Consider the following 20,089-nt stretch of genomic DNA (forward strand, 5'->3'; position numbering starts at 1 on the left):
CCCCGGAGCGGGCAGGCATCGCGGCCCCGGGGCGTCTCCGGGCATGCAGAAGGGCCGCCCCGCATCGCGGGACGGCCCTTCGGAAGCAGTACGACTGCCGTCAGATCAGGCGCGCGCCGGAGCGCACGCCACGGATCACTTGACGGAAGCGGACGCGCCGGCCTCTTCGAGCTTGGCCTTGGCAGCCTCGGCGTCTTCCTTCTTGACACCCTCGAGGACAGCCTTGGGGGCCTCGTCGACGAGCGCCTTGGCCTCCTTCAGACCGAGGGAGGTGAGGGCGCGCACCTCCTTGATGACGGCGATCTTCGCGGAACCGGCCGACTCGAGGATGACGTCGAACTCGGTCTGCTCCTCCTCGGCAGCGGCCTCGCCACCGGCGGCGCCACCGGCAGCGGCGACGGCCACGGGGGCAGCAGCGGTGACGTCGAAGACGTCCTCGAACTGCTTCACGAACTCAGAGAGCTCGATGAGGGACATTTCCTTGAAAGCTTCGATGAGCTCGTCGTTGCTGAGCTTTGCCATGGTGGCGTTCCTTCCTATGGTCGGGACCTGCGTCCCTGCGGTGTGAGGCGGCGCTTTCGCGCCAGGTCTTGCGGACCGCGCTTCCTGTGAAGGAGGCACGGGGGACAGCGCTGAGGCTGTGGGTGCGGAGAGCTGAGAGGCTCAGGCCCCTCAGGCCTCCTGCTTGGCCCGCAGCGCGTCCACGGTGCGTGCTGCCTTCGACAGCGGCGCCGCAAACACTGCGGCGGCCTTGCCCATCGACGCCTTCATAGCGCCAGCGGCCTTGGCCAGCAGGACCTCGCGGGACTCGAGGTCCGCGAGCTTCTGGACGTCTTCCTGCGAGAGCACATTGCCCTCGAAGAAGCCGGACTTGATCACGAGCTGGTCGTGGGTCTTGGCGAAGTCACGCAGGGCCTTCGCAGGCCCCACCGGCTCACCCTTGATGAAGGCGATAGCGGTAGGACCGCTGAGCGTGCCATCGAGAGCGGTGATGCCGGCCTCGCGGGCGGCGATCTCCGTGAGCGTGTTCTTCACCACGGCGTAGGTCGTCTCGGAACCCAGGGAGCGACGAAGCTCCTTGAGGTCACCCACGCTGAGCCCGCGATACTCGGTGATGACAGCGGCATCGGACTCGCGGAAAAGCTCCGCGATCTCCGAGACGGCATCCACCTTTTCGGGGTTAGCCATGGCCCTCCTTCCAGAGGTCTCTCGCCACCGGGTGAAGAAGTCTGAGAACAGGAAAGGCCTCGACACGCAAGTGTCGAGGCCTCGAACGCGGTGGGTGCCCGTGCCACGAATGGCTCCAGCCGGGGCCGGACGGGCGACTTCGCGAAAGTCGCTTCTTCACCTGCGCAGGCCATCCCTGACGGGATCTCTTCGGTCGCTCTCGGGGTCGAGCACGACAACCGGCGGTCTTCGGTAGGTCCAGAGTAGACCAGACCCGCGCGCCCGCGCCATGGCGAGAGCCGCGTTCTGCATCACATCCGCGACGGCATCCCCGGCCGGTCCACTCCCCCGTCGAGTCCGCCGTCGAGGGACACGCCCGCCCCCGGCCCACTCCCCCTCCCGGCTCGCTCCCCGTCGGCCGATGCCGCGATGGCGAATGGCAGATGGGCAGATGGGCAGATGGGCAGATGGGCAGATGGCGACACTCCGCTCTCAGGCCGTCGAGATCACCGATCTCCCCCGTTTCCGGCAGAGATCGGTGATCTCGCGCGGCGCGTCGTGGGGGAACCCGCGACAGGGGCCGATCGCGCGCGGCCGCGACTGGGCCTATCGCCGGGAACTGCGGCTGGGCCAGTCGCGGGGAACTGCGACTGGGCCGGTCGGGCGCCGCTGCGGCTCGGCCGGCGGCAGGCAGGGCGTCGTCACATTCCAACGCCCCGTGCATGACGACGGCGCCCCGCCCACCTGCTGGTGGACGGGGCGCCGGAGTGCACCTTCGAGGCGTACCGGAGAGGATCAGGCCTCGTCGGTGTCCTCGAGGAGGTTGCGGGTGCGGTTCACGTCGACCGGGATGCCCGGGCCCATGGTGGTGGACACGGTGATCTTGGTGATGTAGCGGCCCTTGGAGGAGGACGGCTTCAGACGCAGGATCTCGTCCAGCGCTGCGACGTAGTTCTCGACCAGCTGCTGGTCGGAGAAGGAGACCTTGCCGACCAGGTAGTGCAGGTTCGCCGCACGGTCGGTGCGGAACTCGATCTTGCCGCCCTTGATGTCGGACACGGCCTTGGTCACGTCCATGGTGACGGTGCCGGTCTTGGGGTTCGGCATGAGGCCGCGGGGGCCGAGCACGCGGCCCAGCTTGCCGACCTTGCCCATCAGGTTCGGCGTGGCCACGGCCGCGTCGAAGTCGGTCCAGCCGCCGGCGACCTTCTCGATCAGCTCGTCGTCGCCGACCTCGTCGGCGCCGGCCTCACGGGCGGCGTCAGCCTGCGCACCGGTCGCGAAGACGATGACGCGGGCGGTCTTGCCGGTGCCGTTGGGCAGGTTGACGGTGCCGCGCACCATCTGGTCTGCCTTGCGGGGGTCGACACCCAGGCGCATCGAGACCTCGACGGAGGCATCGAACTTGGCCGGGGAGGACTTCTGGGCCAGACGCAGTGCGTCCAGCGGTGAGTAGGCGCGACCCTCTTCGATCAGCGCTGCACCGTTCTTGTATGCCTTGCTACGGAAACCCATTGTCGTCAGCCCTCCACCGTGATGCCCATGGAACGAGCGGTGCCGGCGACGATCTTCGCCGCGGCCTCGATGTCGTTCGCGTTCAGATCAGGCATCTTGGTCTCCGCGATTTCGCGGACCTGTGCCTGGGAGATCTTGCCGACCTTGTCGGTGTGCGGCGTCGCGGAACCCTTCGAAAGCCCAGCGGCCTTCTTGATGAGCTCAGCGGCCGGCGGGGTCTTCGTGATGAAGGTGAACGAGCGATCCTCGTAGACCGTGATCTCGACCGGGACGATGTTGCCGCGCATGTCCGCGGTGCGATCGTTGTAGGCCTTCACGAACTCCATCATGTTCACGCCGGCAGCGCCGAGCGCGGGACCCACGGGCGGCGCAGGGGTGGCCGCGCCGGCCTGGATCTGGAGCTTGATGACGCTCGCGATCTTCTTCTTGGGAGCCATTGCTCTTCCTTACTGTGGTGTGGTCCGGGCGGAGCTCATCATGCGCTCCTCCCACGGCTGGACCCATCTCCGCAGTCAAGCGGAAAAGGGTCCGGGGTGCGACGTTACCTGCACGTCGCGGCGGCGTCGACCGGTATCGAGAGTGATCCTGGTCGTACTGACGCGGCAGCTGCCGCGCGCCGCTCAGATCTTGGTGACCTGGTCGAAGCCGAGCTCGACCGGGGTCTCGCGACCGAAGATGGACACCAGCACCTGAAGCTTCTGGGACTCGGTGTGGATCTCGGAGATCGTGGCCGGCATGGTCTCGAAGGGACCGTCCATGACCGTGACGGACTCTCCGACGTGGAAGTCGGGCATCTTCTGCGCAGCGGCGGCCTTGGCCGGCGTGCCACCCGAGGAGCGCTTCTTCTCCGGCAGTCCGACGGAGGGCGCCAGCAGCGAGTAGATCTCGTCGAAGCTCAGCGGGGTGGGGTCGGTCGCATTGCCCACGAACCCGGTCACACCAGGGGTGTCGCGCACGACGCGCCAGGACTCGGTGGTCAGATCCATGCGCACCAGCACGTAGCCGGGCACTCGCACGCGGCGGACGATCTTCTTCTGGCCGTTCTTGACCTCGGTCGCGTCCTCCATCGGGACCTGGACCTCGAAGATGTAGTCCTCCATGTCCTGGGTCTCGGTACGCGTGGCCAGCTGGGTCTTCACGCGATTCTCGTGACCGGAGTAGGAGTGGACGACGTACCACTCGCCGAAGGAGGAGCGCAGATGCATCTTGAGCTGCACCAGCGGGTCCTCCTCCTCGGGCTCCTCGGACTCCTCAGCGGATTCTGCCTGCTCGGCGTCCTCCGGCTGCTCGGCGGAGTCCGACTCGCCCTCGGTCGGCTCGTCCTGCTCGGAGGACTCATCCTGCGAGTCCTCGACGGGCTCGGACTCGCCGAGGGTCTCGGGATCCTGCTCCGCTGCGGAGTCGTCGGCCTCCGGCGCCTCATCGACGGTCTCGTCGGCGGGCTGCTCGTCGGCGTCCACCTGGGGCGCTGCGGTCTGCGGCTGCGAGGAGGCGGAGAAGGAGAGGGAGTCGTCGACACCCTGGTAGGACTCGTCGGGGGTGGAGGACTCTTCGGGGGTAGAGGTCTGGTCGCTCATCGGCGGGTACCTGCCTTCCTGGCGGCGTGGAACTGATCGGTCACGGTGCGTTGCGTGGTGCGGGCCAGCCCGCGGCTCACACGTCGGGAACCGTGAAGGCGATCCTGGAGAGCCAGCTGAACACGGAGTCGAGGCCGAAGATCAGAAGGATCATGAAGACGACGAACAGCAGAACCGTGATCGAGTACAGGACCAGCTCCCGACGGGTCGGGACGACCACCTTCCGGAGCTCCGCGATGATCTGGCGGATGAACAGACCGATGGCCAGGAACGGGTTCTTCGACCCGGAGCCCTGGGCGTCGGCACCGGTGGGCGTCGACGGGGCGTTCTGGCTGGAGTTCACGTCTGGGCTGTCCGATCTCGTCGAGGTCATCCGCATCCGGTCGGGTGACCCCGACCGGACCGGCAGGGCAGACAGGGCTCGAACCTGCAACCTGCGGTTTTGGAGACCGCTGCGCTACCAATTGCGCCACTGCCCTTCACGAGGACCAGGCCTCATGAGGTCTTCGCACTGCCCCCGGAGGAGCATCGTGATTCTGACCAGCGACCAGCATACAAGCCGCAGGGACCTCGTGCGAATCGGCTGGCAGCAGATCACATCACATCTGCTCCAGGAACGGTCCCCCAGCGTTCTCCCCCGCCGTATTCCCCCGTGTCCGAATGGGGTCGGACCTGGCGACTGATCGCGTGCTCTGCCACGATAGGCGGGTGACCAACGACGATGCCAGCATCTCCGCGACCAGCCCGCACACCCCTCAGCACGCCCGCATCTCGCAGCAGGTCGGAGCGATCCAGCCGTCGGCGACCCTTGCGGTCGATGCGACCGCGAAGGCGCTCAAGGCCGCCGGTCGGCCGGTGATCGGCTTCGGTGCCGGCGAGCCGGACTTCCCCACCCCGCAGCACATCGTCGACGCCGCGATCGAGGCGGCGCAGGATCCGCGCAATCACCGCTATTCGGCCACCGGGGGCCTCCCGGAGCTGCGCGAGGCGCTGGCCGAGGCGTTCTCGGGCACCACCGGTCTGGAGATCCAGCCCTCCCAGGTGCTCGTCACCAACGGTGGCAAGCAGGCCGTGTTCCAGACCTTCGCGACCCTGCTGGACCCGGGCGACGAGGTGCTGCTGCCGGCCCCCTACTGGACCACCTACCCCGAGGCGATCCGGCAGACCGGAGCGGTCGAGGTGCCGGTGCTGGCCGGGGTGGACCAGAATTATGTGCCGACCATCGACCAGCTCGAGGCGGCCCGCACCGAGCGCACACGCGCCCTGGTGCTCTGCTCCCCCTCGAACCCCACCGGGGTGGTGCTGACCCCCGAGCAGGTCACCGAGATCGGGCGCTGGGCGCTCGAGCACGGGATCTGGGTGGTCACCGATGAGATCTACCAGTCCCTCACCTACGACGAGATGCCCTTCACCTCGGTCCTCAAGGCGGTGCCCGAGCTCGCCGAGACCACAGTGCTGCTGGGTGGGGTGGCGAAGTCCTTCGCGATGACCGGCTGGCGGGTGGGCTGGATGGTCGGCCCGGCCGACATCATCAAGGCGGCGACCAACCTGCAGTCCCACCTCACCTCGCACGTCAACAACATCGCCCAGCGGGCGGCCCTGGCGGCGCTCACCGGCCCCACTGAGCCCGTCGAGCAGATGCGCGAGGCGTTCGATCGTCGACGTCGCCTGATCGTGGAGAAGCTCTCCGCGGTACCCGGGTTCACGGTCCCCACCCCCACCGGCGCGTTCTACGTGTTCCCGGATGTCTCCGGAGTGCTCGGCCGCGAGATCCGCGGGCGGAAGATCACCACCTCGGCAGAGCTGGCGGCTGTGATCCTCGAGGAGGCGGAGGTCGCCGCGGTGCCGGGTGAGGCCTTCGGCGCCCCTGGTCACCTGCGCTTCTCCTACGCCCTGGCCGATGAGGACATCGCCGAGGGCATCGACCGGGTGGCAGCGCTCCTGGCCGGATGAGTCCGGCCGATGGTGCTGGCCGCGATCTCGCGGCACTGCCCAAGGCGCACCTGCACCTGCATTTCACGGGGTCGATGCGCCAGCGGACGCTCCTGGAGCTAGCGGACGAGCGGGGCATCCGACTGCCCCGCTCGCTCACCGACGACGTCGCGCTGCAGGTCGAGCCCACGCGCCGCGGCTGGTTCCGCTTCCAGCGCCAGTACGACGCGGCGCGGGCGGTGGTCGATTCCGAGTCGGCCATGCGCCGGATCCTGCACGAAGCGGCCGAGGACGATGCTGCCGAGGGTTCCGGGCGGCTCGAGCTGCAGGTGGACCCCACCAGCTATGGGCCCTTCGTCGGCGGTCTGACCCCGGCGATCGAGATCGTGCTGGACCAGGCCGCCCGTTCCGAGCAGGAGACGGGGGTGAGCATCGGGATCGTCATCGCCGCCTCCCGCACCCGTCACCCCCTGGATGCGCGGACCCTCGCCCGGCTGGCGGCGCGGCACGTCGGCCCGGTGGTCGGCTTCGGTCTCTCCAATGACGAGCGGCGCGGCACCACTGCAGACTTCGCGCTGGCCTTCCGGATCGCTCGCGACGCGGGGCTGATGTCGGTGCCGCACGGTGGGGAGCTGCTGGGACCCGAGCATCTGGAGGACGTGGTGGAGCATCTGCACCCGCACCGCCTGGGCCACGGGGTGCGCGCCGCAGAGGACCCGGCTCTGCTGGAGCGGGTGGTCGAGGCCGGGATCGGTCTGGAGGTGTGCCCCGCCTCCAACGCCTCGCTGGGGGTGGTGGAACAGGCGGCCGACGTTCCGCTGCGCCGCCTGGTGGATGCCGGGGCCCAGATCGCCCTGGGCGCCGATGACCCGCTGCTGTTCGGCTCTCGCCTGCTGGACCAGTATGAGACCGCGCGGGAGATCGGCTTCGACGACGCCGAGATCGCGGACCTCGCTGCGTCCTCGATCCGGATCTCGGCCGCGCCGGTCGCGGTGAAGGAGCGCCTGTTGGGCGGGGTGAGGGCCTGGCTGGCCTCCCCTCCGGCAACGTTCTAGGGTCGGCGCATGAGAACTCCGCGCAGGATGCTCCCGCTGGTGGCGGTCGCCGCCCTGGTGATCACCCTGGTGGTGCCCGTCAGCGTCTCCAGCGATCCTGATTTCGACGCGTTCCTCATGACCAGCGCCGGCCAGCCGGGGACCACCGATTCCCTGCCCCTGATGCTCCCGATCTGGGCGATCGTGCTGGTCGCCGCCGCGACGGTGTGGATCCCGCGCTGGCCGGCTCTCTGGGCGGTCGTCGCCTTCGTCGCCGCTCTCACGCTGGTCATCCTGCCGGCGACCCTCGTCCTGGATCCCCCACGGTTGATGTGGGACGGCTGGGATGAGGCGAACAATCGGCCGACCGGAGGAATGGTGGTTGGTCGACCGTTCATCGGCTCGGCCCTGTGGGTGGCGGGCTCCCTCGCCCTGACGGCCTCGGGAGTGCTCGGGATCCTCGACGCGGTGCGGTCGCGGGCGAGGCGCCCTGCTCAGACGCGGTGAGAGCGAGGGCGACGGGGCCAGGGTGGGCACGGTGTTCTCGGTCAGCGGGGAGAAGCAGCCTCGTTCAGAGCGGCCAGTTCCTGCCGCTCCACCCTTCCGGACGCGGCAAGGAGATCACCCGCACGCCGAGCGCAGCGGCCTCGTCGAATCCGGTGGTCACCAGCAGGATCTGGTCCCCCTCGGCTGTCGCAGTCGGCGTCTGCAGACGTGGCCGGCGTGTCAGCGGTCCTGCCCGGCGCCTTCCGAGGGCAGTGCCAGGAAGAACTCCGGGGCGTCGAAGCCATGCTCGGCGAATGCCGCAGCGATCGCCGCCGCGACCTGCGGGGCCTGCTGCGCCTCGACCAGAGCGATGGTCGAGCCGCCGAAGCCGCCGCCTGTCATCCGCGCACCGTGGGCACCCGCCCCCCGCGCGGCCTCGACCGCGACGTCGAGCTGCGGGACGGTCACCTCGTAGTCCTCGCGCAGGGAGTCGTGCGAGGCGTTCAGCAGGGCGCCGAGGTCCGTCACCTGCTCGCGCACGGTGCCGGCGGCGAGCAGGGCGTCGAACTCCCGCACCCGCTGGATCTCGGTGATGACGTGATGGGCGCGACGGCGCACCACCTCGTCGTCGATCCGGGTGAGCTGCTCGTCCAGCTGTGCGGGGTCGACGTCCCGCAGCGTCGGCACGCCCAGGGCCTGCGCCGCGCGCTCGCTGTCCGCACGGCGTGCCGTGTACTCGCCATCGACATGGGAGTGCTCGGCGCGGGTGTCCGTGATCAGCAGGGCGAGGCCCTGCGAAGCGAGGTCCCACGGCACCGGACGGGTGGAGAAGTCACGGCAGTCCAGGAAGAGGGCATGCCCCTCGCGTGAGAGCACCGAGGCGGACTGGTCCAGACCGCCGGTGGAGGCCCCGGCGAAGTCGGTCTCGGCGGTGATCGCAGCCCGCACCCGGTCCAGCGGCTCGGTGCCGAGGCTCAGCAGCGCCTCGATGGCCTCGGCAGCGGCGCATTCGAGCGCCGCGGAGCTGGAGAGCCCGGCACCCAGCGGCACCTGACCGTCGATCATGATGTCCATCCCGCGGGTCGAGGCCCCCGAGATCCGGGAGCGCAGCGCCCACAGCACACCCGCCACATAGGCCGGCCAGCCGGTGACAGCCTCGGGCGTGAGCGCACGCGCATCGATGTCCAGGACCGTCTCGTCCTGCGCCGAGCGCACCCGCAGCCGATCCGTGGGGGTGCGCGCCGCCGCCGCGAAGCAGCGGTGCGAGATCGCCATCGGCAGGCACAGCCCGTCCTGGTAGTCGACGTGCTCGCCGATGATGTTGACCCGGCCGGGCGCGGACCACACTCCGTCGGGCTCGTAGCCGAAGGACTCGATGAACAGCTGTGCGGCGTGATCCGCGGCCTCCGAGCGGTCCGGGGCGGCGGACAGCTCGACCGCGGCCGGATCTGCTCCGAGTCGCGCAGCGGCGGCGGGAGAAGCGGCAGAGATCATGGGGGTTCCTTCCGAAGCGGTGAGGAGCCGGCGGCGCAGCGGGAAGCGCGCCCTGTCCGGCTCGGCGTCCGAGAGTCTAACCGTCATCTCGACAAGAGCCGAGGAGCAACGTTCAGGGACGCACCGCGAGGCACGCCGCCGACGGAACAGGGATCGGCTCCCCCACCACCTCGAGCCGCTCCCCCGCGCGCCTGAGCACATCGATGCAGTCCCCTTCCTGCGCGGCGACCAGGATCAGTTCGCCCCACTGGGTGAAGTGCCGCGGATGCGCCCCGACCTCGATCTCCGCCACCAGCTGCGGCCGCATCATGGCCAGCGAGAGCAGGGAGAGCGTGTCCGGGCCCCGGTTGGCCACCACCAGCAGCGACTCCTCTGCCGCGAGCTCGATGTGGGAGAGCGCATTGGGACCCTCATGACTGCTGGCCGGGGTCATCGAGCGCACGCTCCAGCGATGTCCGGCCCGCGGGTCCCGGCCGGCGGCACCACGGGTGAGCTGCGGTGCGGGCTCGTCCCGGGATGCGGTGGCGACCATCCCCGAGAGCTCGCAGGCGATGTAGAGCTGCTCCGATTCGTGGTCCGGGGCGAGATGTCGTGGTCCGCTGCCCCGCCGCAGCGGGATCTCCCCGCTGAGGTTGATCATTCCCTCCACGTCCTGGCGGTAGAGCAGCACCCGATCCAGGCCGAGATCCGGCACTGCGAGCACCTCGGTACCGGGCAGCGGGACCACCTGGTGCGGATGCGGGTCCTCTCCGTCGCTGTAGTCGTGATGGTCGTCCAGATCGATCTGCTCGAGGGGGACGCCGTCCGCATCCAGCCGCACCGTGACGACACTGCCCGCCCCGTACTGCGCGATGACCAGCGTGGACCGGTCCGTGCCGAAGCTCAGATGACAGCCCCCGGAGCCGTCCACGGCAAGCTCTCCGAGCACCTCCGCCGCGCACCCGTCGGCGCTCACCCGCACCGCGGCCACCCGGGTGGGGTCCCCTTCGAGCACCGCGTACAGCAGCGTGCCGTCCTCGTTCCAGAGCACGAAGGAGGGATCGGCGAGATCCACCACCGCCAGCTGCTCCACCGCAGGCACGGCGTGGGGATCCTCGAGGGTGAGCTTCAGCAGGGTCAGACCCGGGCCGCGGCCCGTGCCGCTGCGCGAATATCCGCCGACGGCGATCTGTGCGGTGGCGCTCACGGCGGTGGTGCTCAAGGCGGTGGTGCTCACGAGGGCTCCTCGGGGTCGGTGCGCCGCCGCGAACCGTCCTCGAGGTCCGAGGGCGGATCGAGATCCGCCAGGAAGGACGGGTCCTCGAACATCGTGGAGGACAGCGCTGTCATCTCGCCGGTCATCGTAGACGGCTCGATCACCGGCGCGCCACGACGACGCCGCTGCCCGCGCGAGCCCAGAGAGAGGCGGCGGCGGCGCAGCGTGGTGAACGGCGAGGAGATCGCCGGGGTGTACGCGATCCCGGTGCGGCGGATGTAGGGCATCAGGCGCGAGGCGAGCAGCTGCCCCAGCACCACCCCGGCCGCGATCGAGACCGCGATCTCGGCGGCTCCCAGCAGATCGGCGACGCCGGTGCCGAGATCATCGCCCAGCCCCAGCAGGCCGCGGTAGATGAGGCTGCCGGGGACCAGCGGGATCACGCCGGCCATCACGAAGGCGAGGGACGGGGCGCGCAGCCGATCTGCGAGCGCCGTGGAGACCATGCCGGTGCCGAAGGCCGCCAGGGCGACGGCGACGGTGCGGTCCAGCAGCAGGCCGGACAGCAGATGCGCGAGGATCCCGGAGCCCCCAGCGACCAGCGCCGCGAACAAGAGCAGCCGGGCGGGCACCTGCGTGCCGACCCCGTAGCCGAGCCCCATGCCCAGCCCGGAGATGATCACCACCACCGCTGTGGTGAGGGTGAGGGGAAGGGCTGCGCTGACCGAGATATCCGCGCCGACCAGGTCGGCGAGCAACATGCCTCCGCGGACCCCGGCCACGAGGCCGACGGTGAGCATCAGCGCTTCGAGCATGCGTCCGGCCGCGGTGACATACCAGCCGGTGACCGCGTCCTGGACGGCGCTGATCGAGCTCAGCCCGGCCAGCTGCACGATGATGCAGGAGATCACCACCGTCGAAGGGTTCGCGCTCTCATCGAGCAGGGCCACGAGCACTGCGCCCCCCACCGCGATGAAGCCCCCCAGCACCTGGCTGTAGAAGGGCGGGATGTTCCATCGCGCCAACAGCTCGCCGATCGCGATCAGCAGCCCGGCGGAGAGGGTCGCCGCAAGCACCACGAGGCTGCCCGCTCCGAAGAAGAGCGCCGCGGCCCCGCCCATGACGGCGAAGCCGGCGACCACCAGGGGGATGCGGTACAGAGGCTGGCGCTGCGGGATCGCGGAGGCCTGACGGCGCGCCTCGTCCAGCGGCAGCTCTCCGGAGAGGTAGCCGTGGGAGATGTCCTCGAAGGCGGCCAGCCGGGCGAAGTCCTGCACCCGTTCGCTCGCGGAGCGCACCCTGGTGAAGGGAGTGGCGGATTCGTCCGCCAGGTAGGAGATCGTCACCTCGTTGAACGTCACCTGCACCGAGACGTTGCGAAGACCGGAGGAGCTGGTCACCCGCAGCACGGTCGCCGTGACCTCGGAGGCCGCGGCGCCGTTGGTGAGCAGGCCCTCGCCGATCCTCATGGCGAGGTCGAACACGGCATGGAGCCGGGTGGAGTCGGTGGGCACCCACCGATCGTGCCACACGCGCCGGGACCTGGAACACTCCGCGGGCCGCTTGACGCCTCACAGCCTGACGCTTCACCGCGCCGACCGGTCCGCGCGGTGCTGCTGCGCCGCGGCGCAGCACGTCCGTCAACGAGGAGGACCGCAGTGACGTCAGCGGAGAGCTGGCGTCAGCGGAGACGTCAGCGGAGAGGTGGCGTCAGGCCGGAGGTCAGAGGTTGGGCGAGGCGGACAGCACAGCAAGGGAGATGGCGAGCAGCAGCAGCACCACCACGTCCAGCCCTCGGGAGCGGACCGCGAGCGCCCCGACCGCCCGCACCGGAAGCACCGCTCTCAGCACGGCGAGCACCCCCAGCAGCGCGGCCAGCAGCAGCCCGGCCAGCGGCACGGAGGCGAGCACGGCGATCGCCACGACCGCACCCAGTGCGCACAGGGCAAGAGTCAGCACCGCCTGCCGCTGGAAGGCGGCGGCGAGGGTGGTGGGGGAACGACGCTCGGACACGGACCCATCGTACGGTCCACGCCGTACGGTCCTCGCGTCGGCCCCGACGCGGCTACCCTGGCCGTGGTCGGCAGCGCCGTCGACCGCAGAGCGACCTGGAGGACTCCTTCACATGACCATCCCCGGTGCGATGACCGGTACTGCGACCCGCACGGAGCATGATCTGCTCGGCGATCGCGAAGTGCCCGCCGATGCCTACTACGGTGTCCAGACCCTGCGTGCGCAGGAGAATTTCCACATCACCGATGTGGCGCTGAGCCACTTCCCCCGACTGATCGAGGCACTCGCCCAGGTCAAACGGGCCACGGCCCGCGCGAATCACGGTCTCGGAGCGCTCGATGACGAGCGAGCGGCCGCTATCGAGCAGGCCTGCTCCGAGATCGCCGGCGGTGAGCTCCACGAGCACTTCGTGGTGGACATGATCCAGGGCGGCGCCGGCACGAGCACCAACATGAATGCGAACGAGGTGATCGCGAACCGGTCGCTGGAGATCCTCGGTCACGCCAAGGGCGAGTACGAGCACCTCCATCCGAACAACCACGTCAACCTCTCCCAGTCCACGAACGACGTGTACCCCACCTCGCTGCGGCTGGCGATCCTGCTGACGTTCCCGGCTCTGGTGGACTCGATGGAGCATCTGATCTCCACCCTCCGCACCAAGGGCGCGGAGTACTCCGAGATCCTGAAGATGGGTCGCACCCAGATGCAGGACGCGGTCCCGATGACCGTGGGCCAGGAGTTCAACGCCTGGGCCACCACGATCGAGGAGGACGTCGAGCGACTCACCCGCACCGCGTCGGCGTTCCAGGAGATCAACCTCGGGGCCACCGCGATCGGGACCGGCATCACCACGGATCCGCGTTACGCGCAGCGTGCCACCGAGGAGCTCTCGTCCCTGACCGGCATCGACTTCATGGTCTCGATCGACCTCGTCGAGGCCACCAGCGACACCGGCGCGTTCGTGACCTTCTCCGGGATCCTGCGCCGCATCGCGGTGAAGATCTCCAAGATCTGCAACGACCTGCGCCTGCTGTCCTCGGGCCCGCGGGCCGGCTTCCACGAGATCAATCTGCCCGCGGTGCAGCCGGGCAGCTCGATCATGCCGGGCAAGGTGAATCCGGTGATCCCGGAGGTCGTCAACCAGGTCGCCTTCGAGGTGATCGGCAACGATCTCACGGTGGCCTTCGCCGCCGAGGGCGGGCAGCTGCAGCTGAACGCCTTCGAGCCGGTCATCGCGTTCAACATCCTCGAGTCCACGCGCATCATGACCCGGGCGATGAACACGCTCGCCGATCGCTGCATCGCCGGCATCACCCTGAACGAGGACATCCTGGAGGACCACCTGCGCCGCTCGATCGGCGTGGTCACCGCGCTGGTGCCGGTGATCGGCTACGCCGCCGCGACCGATGTGGCCGCCACCGCCCTGGACACCGGCCGTCCCGTCGCCGATCTGGTGCTCGAGCGAGGCCTCCTGGACGAGACCCGGCTGAAGGCACTGCTGTCCCCGGCCTCGATGACCCGCCCGCACCGCACCACCCCCACCGGCACCCTGCCGGCGCTCTCGGAGGAGTGGCTGGACTCGGGGGAGATCGCCCGCCTGCCCGAGGAGCCGATCACGGAGGGCTGACTCCCATCGCTCCCCTCGCCCTTCCCCCGCCCCTCACTCTCGACCGCGACACGCCGACCGAGAACACCGGCTCCGTCCCCGAACGGGAGCTGCCGGTGTTCTGGGCTGGCGTGTCGGTGCGTGCGAGTGCGGGAGGGGTGCGTGCGTGCGCGCACGGTATATGCGGGCGCGCCGAGGGAGCATCAGCTCACTCGTCGGCCTCTTCCATCTTGCCGCGCATGACGAGCTTGGGATCGGGGAGCCCGACGACCTCGTGGTCCTTGTCCTCGTACTCGAACTGCGAGAGGAAGTAGCGCATCGCGTTCAGCCGCGCCCGCTTCTTGTCGTTCGAGCGGATGATGGTCCAGGGCGCGTACTTCTTGTCCGTGCGGCGGAACATCTCCTCTTTCGCCTCGGTGTACGCCTCCCAGCGGTCCAGGGACTCGAGGTCCATCGGGGACAGCTTCCACCGCCGCACCGGATCCAGCTGGCGGATCGCGAAGCGGGTGCGCTGCTCCTTCTGGGAGACGGAGAACCAGAACTTGGTGAGGTGGATGCCGGAATCGACCAGCATCCGCTCGAAGTAGGGCACCTGGTTCATGAACGTCTCGTACTGCTCGGGCGTGGCGAAGCCCATCACCCGCTCGACTCCGGCCCGGTTATACCAGGAGCGGTCGAACATGACCATCTCGCCATCGGTGGGCAGATGCTGGATGTAGCGCTGGAAGTACCACTGGCCGCGCTCGCGGTCGCTGGGCTTGTTCAGCGCCACCACCCGGGCGGTGCGCGGGTTCATGTGCTCGGTGAAGCGCTTGATGGTGCCGCCCTTGCCGGCCGCGTCCCGCCCCTCGAAGATGATGACCGACTTCTGATCGTTGTCTTCGAGCCAGTACTGGTACTTCAGCAGTTCGACCTGGAGCTTGTACTTCTCGCGCTCGTACTCGTCCCGGTCCATGCGGGTCTCGTACGGGTATCCCTCCTGCCAGGTGTAGACGGGATTGCCCTGAGGGTCGATGAGATCCGGGTCCGGAGTGTGCCCGTCGAGGACCGAGTACCCCTCTTCGCGCAGATGCTCGATGTACTCGCGCAGGCTCTGGTTGTCAGGGATCTTCACGGTCGCTCCTTCGTACGCTGGTGTATGGGTCCAACTCTAGAGGCCCCGCATGTCCATTCGGTGAACTAGAGGGCCCCTCGACATGCGCGATGGGGGCACCGGCGCCCCGCGTGAGCGGGACGCCGGTTCCGCGGGCGCGGATGCCTGCACCGCCCCGGCGAGAGTCCCCGCCGCCGGGGCGGGCGACCGGCTCAGTGCGCGAAGTGGCGCGTCCCGGTGAGGTACATGGTCACCCCGGCTGCACGGCAGGCCTCGATGACCTCCTCGTCGCGGATCGAGCCGCCCGGCTGGACGATCGCGCGCACGCCGGCGTCGAGCAGGATCTGTGCACCGTCGGCGAAGGGGAAGAACGCGTCCGACGCGGCGACCGCACCGCGGGCCCGCTCAGGCACCGCGGCACCGTCGGCGGCCTGTCCCAGGCTGTTCGCACGGGCGACGGCAAGACGGCACGAATCCAGGCGGTTGACCTGGCCCATCCCGATGCCGACCGCTGCGGAGTCCTTGGCCAGCAGGATCGCGTTGGACTTCACAGCCCGCACCGAGCGCCAGGCGAAGGCGAGGTCCGCGAGGGTGGCGGCATCCGCCGCGTCGCCCGCGGCGAGGGTCCACTGCGAAGGATCGTCGCCCTCAGCGGCGATGGTGTCCGCGTCCTGGATCAGCATCCCGCCCCAGATCTCACGCATCTCGACGCTGCGGGAGTACTCCCCCACCAGTCGCAGGATCCGCAGGTTCTTCTTGGTGCGCAGCAGCTCGAGCGCCTCGTCCTCATAACCGGGGGCGAGGATGACCTCGGTGAAGACCGGCTTGACCTGCTGGGCCATGGCGAGGGTGACCGTACGGTTGGTCGCGATGACACCGCCGTAGGCGGAGACCGGATCGGTGCCGTGGGCGCGGGCATGGGCGAGTGCGATGTCCTCGGACTCGTCGGCCACCGCGATGCCGCAGGGGTTGTTGTGCTTGACCACGGCGACGCTCGGACGGTCGTGGTCGTAGGCCGCGCGCACGGCGGCGTCGGCGTCGACGTAGTTGTTGTAGCTCATCTCCTTGCCGCCGAGCTGCTCTGCGCCGGCCAGGCCCGGGGCGCTCTCGTCGGTGACGGCCAGACGCGCCCGCTGGTGCGGGTTCTCGCCGTAGCGCAGGGTCGCGGTGATGCCGAGCTCGGCGGCGTCGGCATCGGAGAGGTCGAGGATGGAGATGTCCTCGTCGTCGTCGAAGGAGCCGTCCTCGTCGGAGTCTGCCTGGTCGTCGGCGCCGGTCGGGGTGTCATCCTCGGCCGTGTCCTCGAGCTGCTCGAGCATCCAGTCGCTGATCGCGTCGTCGTACTCGGCGGTGCGGGTGAAGGCGATGGTCGCGAGCTCCTGGCGCTCAGCGAGGGTGAACCCGCCGGCCTCGGCGGCCTCGGCGGCGATCCGGTAGACCTCCGGGTCGACGACGACGGCGAGGGAGGCGAAGTTCTTCGCTGCGGCGCGCACCATGGTGGGGCCGCCGACGTCGATCTTCTCGATGATCTCGTCGAAGGTGCCCCCGGCGGCGACCGTCTCGCTGAACGGGTACAGGTTCACCACGACCAGGTCGAAGGGTGCGATGTCGTGATCGGCCAGCTGGGTGCGGTGCGCGTCGAGCCGCTGATCGGCGAGGATCCCGCCGTGGATGCGCGGGTGGAGGGTCTTGACCCGGCCGTCGAGCATCTCGGGGAAGCCGGTCACGCTCTCGACGTCGGTGACGGCGATGCCTGCGTCACGGATCGTGGACCCGGTAGAGCCGGTCGACACGATCTCGACGCCGTTCTGCGCGAGGGTGCGGGCGAGGTCGACGATGCCGGTCTTGTCGAAGACGGAGATGAGGGCTCGACGGATGGGGCGGCGTTCTGCGGTGCTCACGGGGCGTGCTCCTGTTCGGATCTGCTGCTGCGGGCACCCAGGCGGTCGATGTCCACGCTCGTCACTCCCCGGTGGTCCCCCACCTTCGCCAGTCGTGTGCCGCCATCCTAGCCGGGGCCCGTAGGCCCCTTCGGCTCAGCCAGCCGCGGTGAGACGCCGCACAACCTCGACCAGCAGCGGCTGCTCGACGGCCTTGATCCGTTCGTGGAGGGTCTCCTCCGTGTCCTCGTCGAACACCTCCACGGCGGTCTGGGCGAGGATCCGTCCGGTGTCCACACCGGCATCGACCTCGATCACGCTGCAGCCGGTGACCTTGACCCCGTGCGCGAGCGCGTCGCGCACCCCGTGAGCTCCGGGGAAGGAGGGCAGCAGCGCGGGGTGGGTGTTGATGATCCGCCCGCCGAAGGCTTCCAGCAGCGGCGGCCCCACGAGCTTCATGAAGCCGGCCAGCACCACCAGGTGCGGGCTGTGCGCCGCGACAGCGGTGACGAGCGCCTGATCCCAGGCGTCGCGGTCCGGATGCGCGGACAGTGACACCACCTCGGTGGGGATGGCAGCGGCCCGGGCATGCTCGAGGCCCGCGGCATCGCGGTCGGCGATCACGGCGACGACCTCATAGGGACAGTCCTCGCCGCGCGCGGCGGCGAGCAGGGCGGCGAGGTTGGAGCCGGTACCGGAGATGAGGACGACGACGGGGAGGCGGTTCACCGCTCCAGAGTAGTCATCGCAGTCCTCCTGCAGCAGCCACGACGAGCTGCGCGGGCCGCATTCCCTCGAACAGGTCAGGACGACGGGTGCGGCTGACGGGTGCGGCTGACGGGTGCGGCTGACGGCTGCAGCCGACAGGTGCGACCGACAGGCCCGGCCGACGGATGCAGCTGACGGGCCCGACTGACGGGTGCGGCCGACGGGTCCGACCGACAGACCCGTTCGACGAGCGCGTGGTGACGAGTCGGCGATAGAGAACCGGGTTGGCCGTGCCTGCGCGCGCGAACGGGCACAATGGACTCGATGAACAGCGACTCCTCCCCCGGCCCGAAGCAGGACCAGGCATCGCGGCGCCGCCCCCGCCTGGTGGGCGGGCTGACCCTGGCGATGCTGGCCTCCTGGCTGCTGATGCTCTCCCCGCTGCCGTATTCGCTGCTGTCCGGAATCACGGGCCTGGTCGCCCTGGGACTGCTGATCCCGGTGATCGTGCTGTCGATCAGGGAACGGCGCTATTCGATGGCGGTGATCGGTGCACTGCTGGGCGTGCCGGCGACGCTGCTGATCATCGCGGGCGCGACACTCAGCATCCTGTTCTACGGACCGATGGCCGAGCTCGAGGAGTGCCGCTCGACGGCGATCACCGAGCAGGCCCGGATCCAGTGCGACGACGCCGCTCAGGGCTCCATGGCCCAGTGGATCAGCGGTCTGTTCGGCGGCTGATCCCCGAGCCGGGCTGCGCGGGGTCCGAGGCATCCTCGGTATCGAGCGACCAGGCATCAGGCTCGAGGTCGGCGCTCGCCTCTGCGCTGGTCTTCCCTGCGCCGGTCTTCCCCGCGTCCGTCTTCCCTGCACGGTTCCGCCCTGCGCCAATCTTCTCAGCGTCGAGCTTCACGGCGTCGGCGGTCGCAAGGATCACGGGCTCGGGGACGTCCTCGACTGCTGAGCTGTCCGCCGACTCCGCCCCGTCCGCCGTCGCAGTGTCCTCGCCACCGGCGTCCTCTCGACCTCCGGCGTCCCCACTTCGCTCGGTGCGCTCCGCTGCCTCGACCCGCTCCCGCATGGACCGGAACGCATCGCGGGTCCAGGGGATCAGCGGGGTCGCGAGCACCCCGAGCACGACGGCTGTGGTGAGCACCACGACCCCGATCAGCGGGAGCACCAGGGTGCTCATCTGCGGTCCCAGATGCACCAGGCGCCCGTCACCGATGCCGCCGGTGGACAGACCGGCAAGCAGCAGCAGGGCGACGATGACGACCAGCGGATACGCCACCCAGGCGGTGATCCGGTCGCGCCGCTCGAGGGCGGCGACGTCGCGCACCAGTCGCACCGCCCCCAGCGCCACCGGGATCGCGGGCAGGATCATCAGCACCCAGGCCCACCCGGGGAAGGACCCGGGAGCCGGCAGCGCACCCAGCAGAGGCAGCGCGGGCAACACGCCGGTCTCCGCACCGGCCAGGGAGATGCCGGTGGCCGTCCCGACGCCCACGGTGCCGCCGAGCACCACCGTCAGCGCCCACACCGCGAGCAGCGGCAGCAGGGCGAGCTGGACCAGAGCGAGCACGAGCCCGCCGACGGGGCCGGGGGCGAGGCCGTCGAACAGCGCGGACTGCGCCGGCACGGAGAGCAGGAGCATCACCACCACGACCGCCATGCCGACGCCGAGCAGCCCGGTCACCGCGAGCAGCGCGGAGCGTGCGATATCGCCATACGGTGCGGGCAGCAGGTCCAGGACCCGCACCCCGGGCACCGACTCCGTCGGCTCCCGGCGCAGGGACCACAGCAGCCCGATCAGACCACCGGTCACCGCGACCATCGCCCCGGAGACCACCGCGGAGGTGACCATGGGCGAGGAGTCCGCACTGCGACCGATGCTGGCCACCAGCGCCAGTCCGATCGCATAGACCAGCGCGTACATGCCCAGCGCGGAGCCGACGTCACGCAGCGCGCCGGTGCGCAGCAGGCCGTCGTCCCGCACCGGCCGCAGCGCCCGGCCCACCCGTCGCATGGCGCTGGCGGACAGCAGCACGAGCAGGAGCAACAGGCCGAAGGGGGTCAGCGTCACGGCGCCGTCGATCACCCCGGTGCTCAGCATGATGCCGCCGCCGTGCCCGAGGATCAGCAGGTTCAGGGAGATGATGATCGCGTCGAGCGCGGTCGCGGTCGACGCGGTCCCGGCGACCTGTGCGGCCAGCGCCGGCACCACCACGACGGCGACGGCGATGCCGAGCGAGGTGAGCGCCCCGAGGACACCGCGGACCAGAGGTGTCGCGATGCTTTCGGCGGTGCTGCTCACGTGCTCGCTCCTTCAGGAAGTGAGGGGACGGGGACGCGGGGCCGGGAGCGGCTCCGCACGCCCCTCGGGCGGGGT

Annotated in this window: 19 protein-coding genes, 1 tRNA gene and 1 riboswitch; of the genes, 5 read left to right on the forward strand and 15 right to left on the reverse strand. The window is 69.7% G+C overall.

Translation table 11 applies throughout. The annotated features are described in order from the left end of the window. Positions 1–135 precede the first annotated feature (135 nt). The 7 genes from rplL to ACT3UF_RS01640 all read right to left on the reverse strand — a co-directional run bounded on the left by rplL (position 136) and on the right by ACT3UF_RS01640 (position 4,738). On the reverse strand, positions 136–522 hold the full coding sequence (gene rplL, locus ACT3UF_RS01610; protein ID WP_441444669.1) for a 50S ribosomal protein L7/L12: 387 nt from the start codon (positions 520–522) through the stop codon (positions 136–138). 150 nt (positions 523–672) lie between these two features. After that, positions 673–1,188, reverse strand: coding sequence for a 50S ribosomal protein L10 (rplJ, locus tag ACT3UF_RS01615; RefSeq protein WP_442331985.1), 516 nt, complete (start codon positions 1,186–1,188; stop codon positions 673–675). Positions 1,189–1,962: 774 nt separating this feature from the next. Further along, entirely contained in the window at positions 1,963–2,682 is a 720-nt protein-coding gene (gene rplA, locus ACT3UF_RS01620; RefSeq protein WP_441444667.1) for a 50S ribosomal protein L1, read from the reverse strand. A gap of 5 nt (positions 2,683–2,687) precedes the next feature. Further along, positions 2,688–3,119, reverse strand: coding sequence for a 50S ribosomal protein L11 (rplK, locus tag ACT3UF_RS01625; RefSeq protein ID WP_441444666.1), 432 nt, complete (start codon positions 3,117–3,119; stop codon positions 2,688–2,690). A gap of 183 nt (positions 3,120–3,302) precedes the next feature. Further along, on the reverse strand, positions 3,303–4,259 hold the full coding sequence (gene nusG, locus ACT3UF_RS01630; RefSeq protein ID WP_442332785.1) for a transcription termination/antitermination protein NusG: 957 nt from the start codon (positions 4,257–4,259) through the stop codon (positions 3,303–3,305). 76 nt (positions 4,260–4,335) lie between these two features. Continuing rightward, on the reverse strand, positions 4,336–4,602 hold the full coding sequence (gene secE / locus ACT3UF_RS01635; RefSeq protein ID WP_441446251.1) for a preprotein translocase subunit SecE: 267 nt from the start codon (positions 4,600–4,602) through the stop codon (positions 4,336–4,338). Between the two features lie 63 nt (positions 4,603–4,665). Then, positions 4,666–4,738: transfer RNA gene (locus ACT3UF_RS01640), tRNA-Trp, on the reverse strand. 229 nt (positions 4,739–4,967) lie between these two features. Here ACT3UF_RS01640 and ACT3UF_RS01645 point away from each other — a divergent pair. From ACT3UF_RS01645 to ACT3UF_RS01655, 3 genes are read left to right on the forward strand one after another with little or no spacing between them, the layout of a single operon-like run. Continuing rightward, positions 4,968–6,212, forward strand: coding sequence for a pyridoxal phosphate-dependent aminotransferase (locus tag ACT3UF_RS01645; protein ID WP_441446250.1), 1,245 nt, complete (start codon positions 4,968–4,970; stop codon positions 6,210–6,212). Next, positions 6,209–7,246 (forward strand): adenosine deaminase, encoded by a 1,038-nt coding sequence (locus ACT3UF_RS01650; protein ID WP_442332786.1) that lies wholly within the window; start codon positions 6,209–6,211, stop codon positions 7,244–7,246. Before ACT3UF_RS01645 ends, ACT3UF_RS01650 begins: the two co-directional genes overlap by 4 nt. Before the next feature lie 9 nt (positions 7,247–7,255). Continuing rightward, the gene (locus ACT3UF_RS01655) at positions 7,256–7,732 is read left to right on the forward strand and encodes a hypothetical protein (protein ID WP_441446248.1); all 477 of its coding nucleotides are present in this window, start codon (positions 7,256–7,258) and stop codon (positions 7,730–7,732) included. Between the two features lie 219 nt (positions 7,733–7,951). Here ACT3UF_RS01655 and galK read toward each other — a convergent pair whose 3' ends face one another. The 4 genes from galK to ACT3UF_RS01675 all read right to left on the reverse strand — a co-directional run bounded on the left by galK (position 7,952) and on the right by ACT3UF_RS01675 (position 12,413). Then, entirely contained in the window at positions 7,952–9,205 is a 1,254-nt protein-coding gene (galK, locus tag ACT3UF_RS01660; protein WP_444502122.1) for a galactokinase, read from the reverse strand. Positions 9,206–9,317: 112 nt separating this feature from the next. Beyond that, positions 9,318–10,421, reverse strand: coding sequence for a lactonase family protein (locus ACT3UF_RS01665; protein WP_444502123.1), 1,104 nt, complete (start codon positions 10,419–10,421; stop codon positions 9,318–9,320). After that, a complete protein-coding gene (locus ACT3UF_RS01670) occupies positions 10,418–11,914 on the reverse strand; it encodes a threonine/serine ThrE exporter family protein (RefSeq protein ID WP_442332571.1) in 1,497 nt (498 codons plus the stop codon). Before ACT3UF_RS01670 ends, ACT3UF_RS01665 begins: the two co-directional genes overlap by 4 nt. A gap of 208 nt (positions 11,915–12,122) precedes the next feature. Further along, the gene (locus ACT3UF_RS01675) at positions 12,123–12,413 is read right to left on the reverse strand and encodes a DUF3017 domain-containing protein (protein ID WP_441446244.1); all 291 of its coding nucleotides are present in this window, start codon (positions 12,411–12,413) and stop codon (positions 12,123–12,125) included. Between the two features lie 112 nt (positions 12,414–12,525). Between ACT3UF_RS01675 and ACT3UF_RS01680 the strand changes: the two genes are divergently transcribed. Beyond that, positions 12,526–14,040: an aspartate ammonia-lyase gene (locus tag ACT3UF_RS01680; RefSeq protein ID WP_442332572.1), complete on the forward strand. Its 1,515-nt coding sequence runs from the start codon at positions 12,526–12,528 to the stop codon at positions 14,038–14,040. A gap of 187 nt (positions 14,041–14,227) precedes the next feature. On the opposite strand, the gene ppk2 is transcribed toward ACT3UF_RS01680, so the two are convergent. The 3 genes from ppk2 to purN form a co-directional block, all read right to left on the reverse strand. Beyond that, entirely contained in the window at positions 14,228–15,133 is a 906-nt protein-coding gene (ppk2, locus tag ACT3UF_RS01685; protein WP_442332573.1) for a polyphosphate kinase 2, read from the reverse strand. Positions 15,134–15,324: 191 nt separating this feature from the next. Further along, positions 15,325–17,013 carry a bifunctional phosphoribosylaminoimidazolecarboxamide formyltransferase/IMP cyclohydrolase gene (purH, locus tag ACT3UF_RS01690; RefSeq protein WP_442332574.1) on the reverse strand — a complete coding sequence of 563 codons (1,689 nt, stop codon included), beginning with the start codon at positions 17,011–17,013 and terminating at the stop codon, positions 15,325–15,327. A gap of 28 nt (positions 17,014–17,041) precedes the next feature. Beyond that, positions 17,042–17,119, reverse strand: a riboswitch (ZMP/ZTP riboswitch). Between the two features lie 29 nt (positions 17,120–17,148). Then, positions 17,149–17,721 (reverse strand): phosphoribosylglycinamide formyltransferase, encoded by a 573-nt coding sequence (gene purN / locus ACT3UF_RS01695; RefSeq protein ID WP_442332575.1) that lies wholly within the window; start codon positions 17,719–17,721, stop codon positions 17,149–17,151. A 303-nt stretch (positions 17,722–18,024) separates the two neighbouring features. Between purN and ACT3UF_RS01700 the strand changes: the two genes are divergently transcribed. Further along, positions 18,025–18,441, forward strand: coding sequence for a hypothetical protein (locus ACT3UF_RS01700; protein WP_442332576.1), 417 nt, complete (start codon positions 18,025–18,027; stop codon positions 18,439–18,441). Here ACT3UF_RS01700 and ACT3UF_RS01705 read toward each other — a convergent pair. After that, on the reverse strand, positions 18,419–20,014 hold the full coding sequence (locus ACT3UF_RS01705) for a cell division protein PerM (protein ID WP_441444448.1): 1,596 nt from the start codon (positions 20,012–20,014) through the stop codon (positions 18,419–18,421). The two genes, ACT3UF_RS01700 and ACT3UF_RS01705, sit on opposite strands and share 23 nt — an antisense overlap. Between the last annotated feature and the right edge of the window lie 75 nt (positions 20,015–20,089).

The sequence above is a fragment of the Brachybacterium sp. AOP24-D1-21 genome (assembly GCF_052378665.1).
In the GTDB taxonomy this organism is placed as follows: Bacteria; Actinomycetota; Actinomycetes; order Actinomycetales; family Dermabacteraceae; genus Brachybacterium.

Coding starts and splice junctions, on each gene's coding strand:
- ACT3UF_RS01650 (WP_442332786.1), top strand. CDS start 6,209: ATGAGTCCGGCCGATGGTGCTGGCCGCGATCTCGCGGCACTGCCCAAG.
- galK (WP_444502122.1), bottom strand. CDS start 9,205: ATGATCTCTGCCGCTTCTCCCGCCGCCGCTGCGCGACTCGGAGCAGAT.
- ACT3UF_RS01655 (WP_441446248.1), top strand. CDS start 7,256: ATGAGAACTCCGCGCAGGATGCTCCCGCTGGTGGCGGTCGCCGCCCTG.
- rplA (WP_441444667.1), bottom strand. CDS start 2,682: ATGGGTTTCCGTAGCAAGGCATACAAGAACGGTGCAGCGCTGATCGAA.
- nusG (WP_442332785.1), bottom strand. CDS start 4,259: ATGAGCGACCAGACCTCTACCCCCGAAGAGTCCTCCACCCCCGACGAG.
- ACT3UF_RS01680 (WP_442332572.1), top strand. CDS start 12,526: ATGACCATCCCCGGTGCGATGACCGGTACTGCGACCCGCACGGAGCAT.
- rplJ (WP_442331985.1), bottom strand. CDS start 1,188: ATGGCTAACCCCGAAAAGGTGGATGCCGTCTCGGAGATCGCGGAGCTT.
- rplL (WP_441444669.1), bottom strand. CDS start 522: ATGGCAAAGCTCAGCAACGACGAGCTCATCGAAGCTTTCAAGGAAATG.
- rplK (WP_441444666.1), bottom strand. CDS start 3,119: ATGGCTCCCAAGAAGAAGATCGCGAGCGTCATCAAGCTCCAGATCCAG.
- ACT3UF_RS01700 (WP_442332576.1), top strand. CDS start 18,025: ATGAACAGCGACTCCTCCCCCGGCCCGAAGCAGGACCAGGCATCGCGG.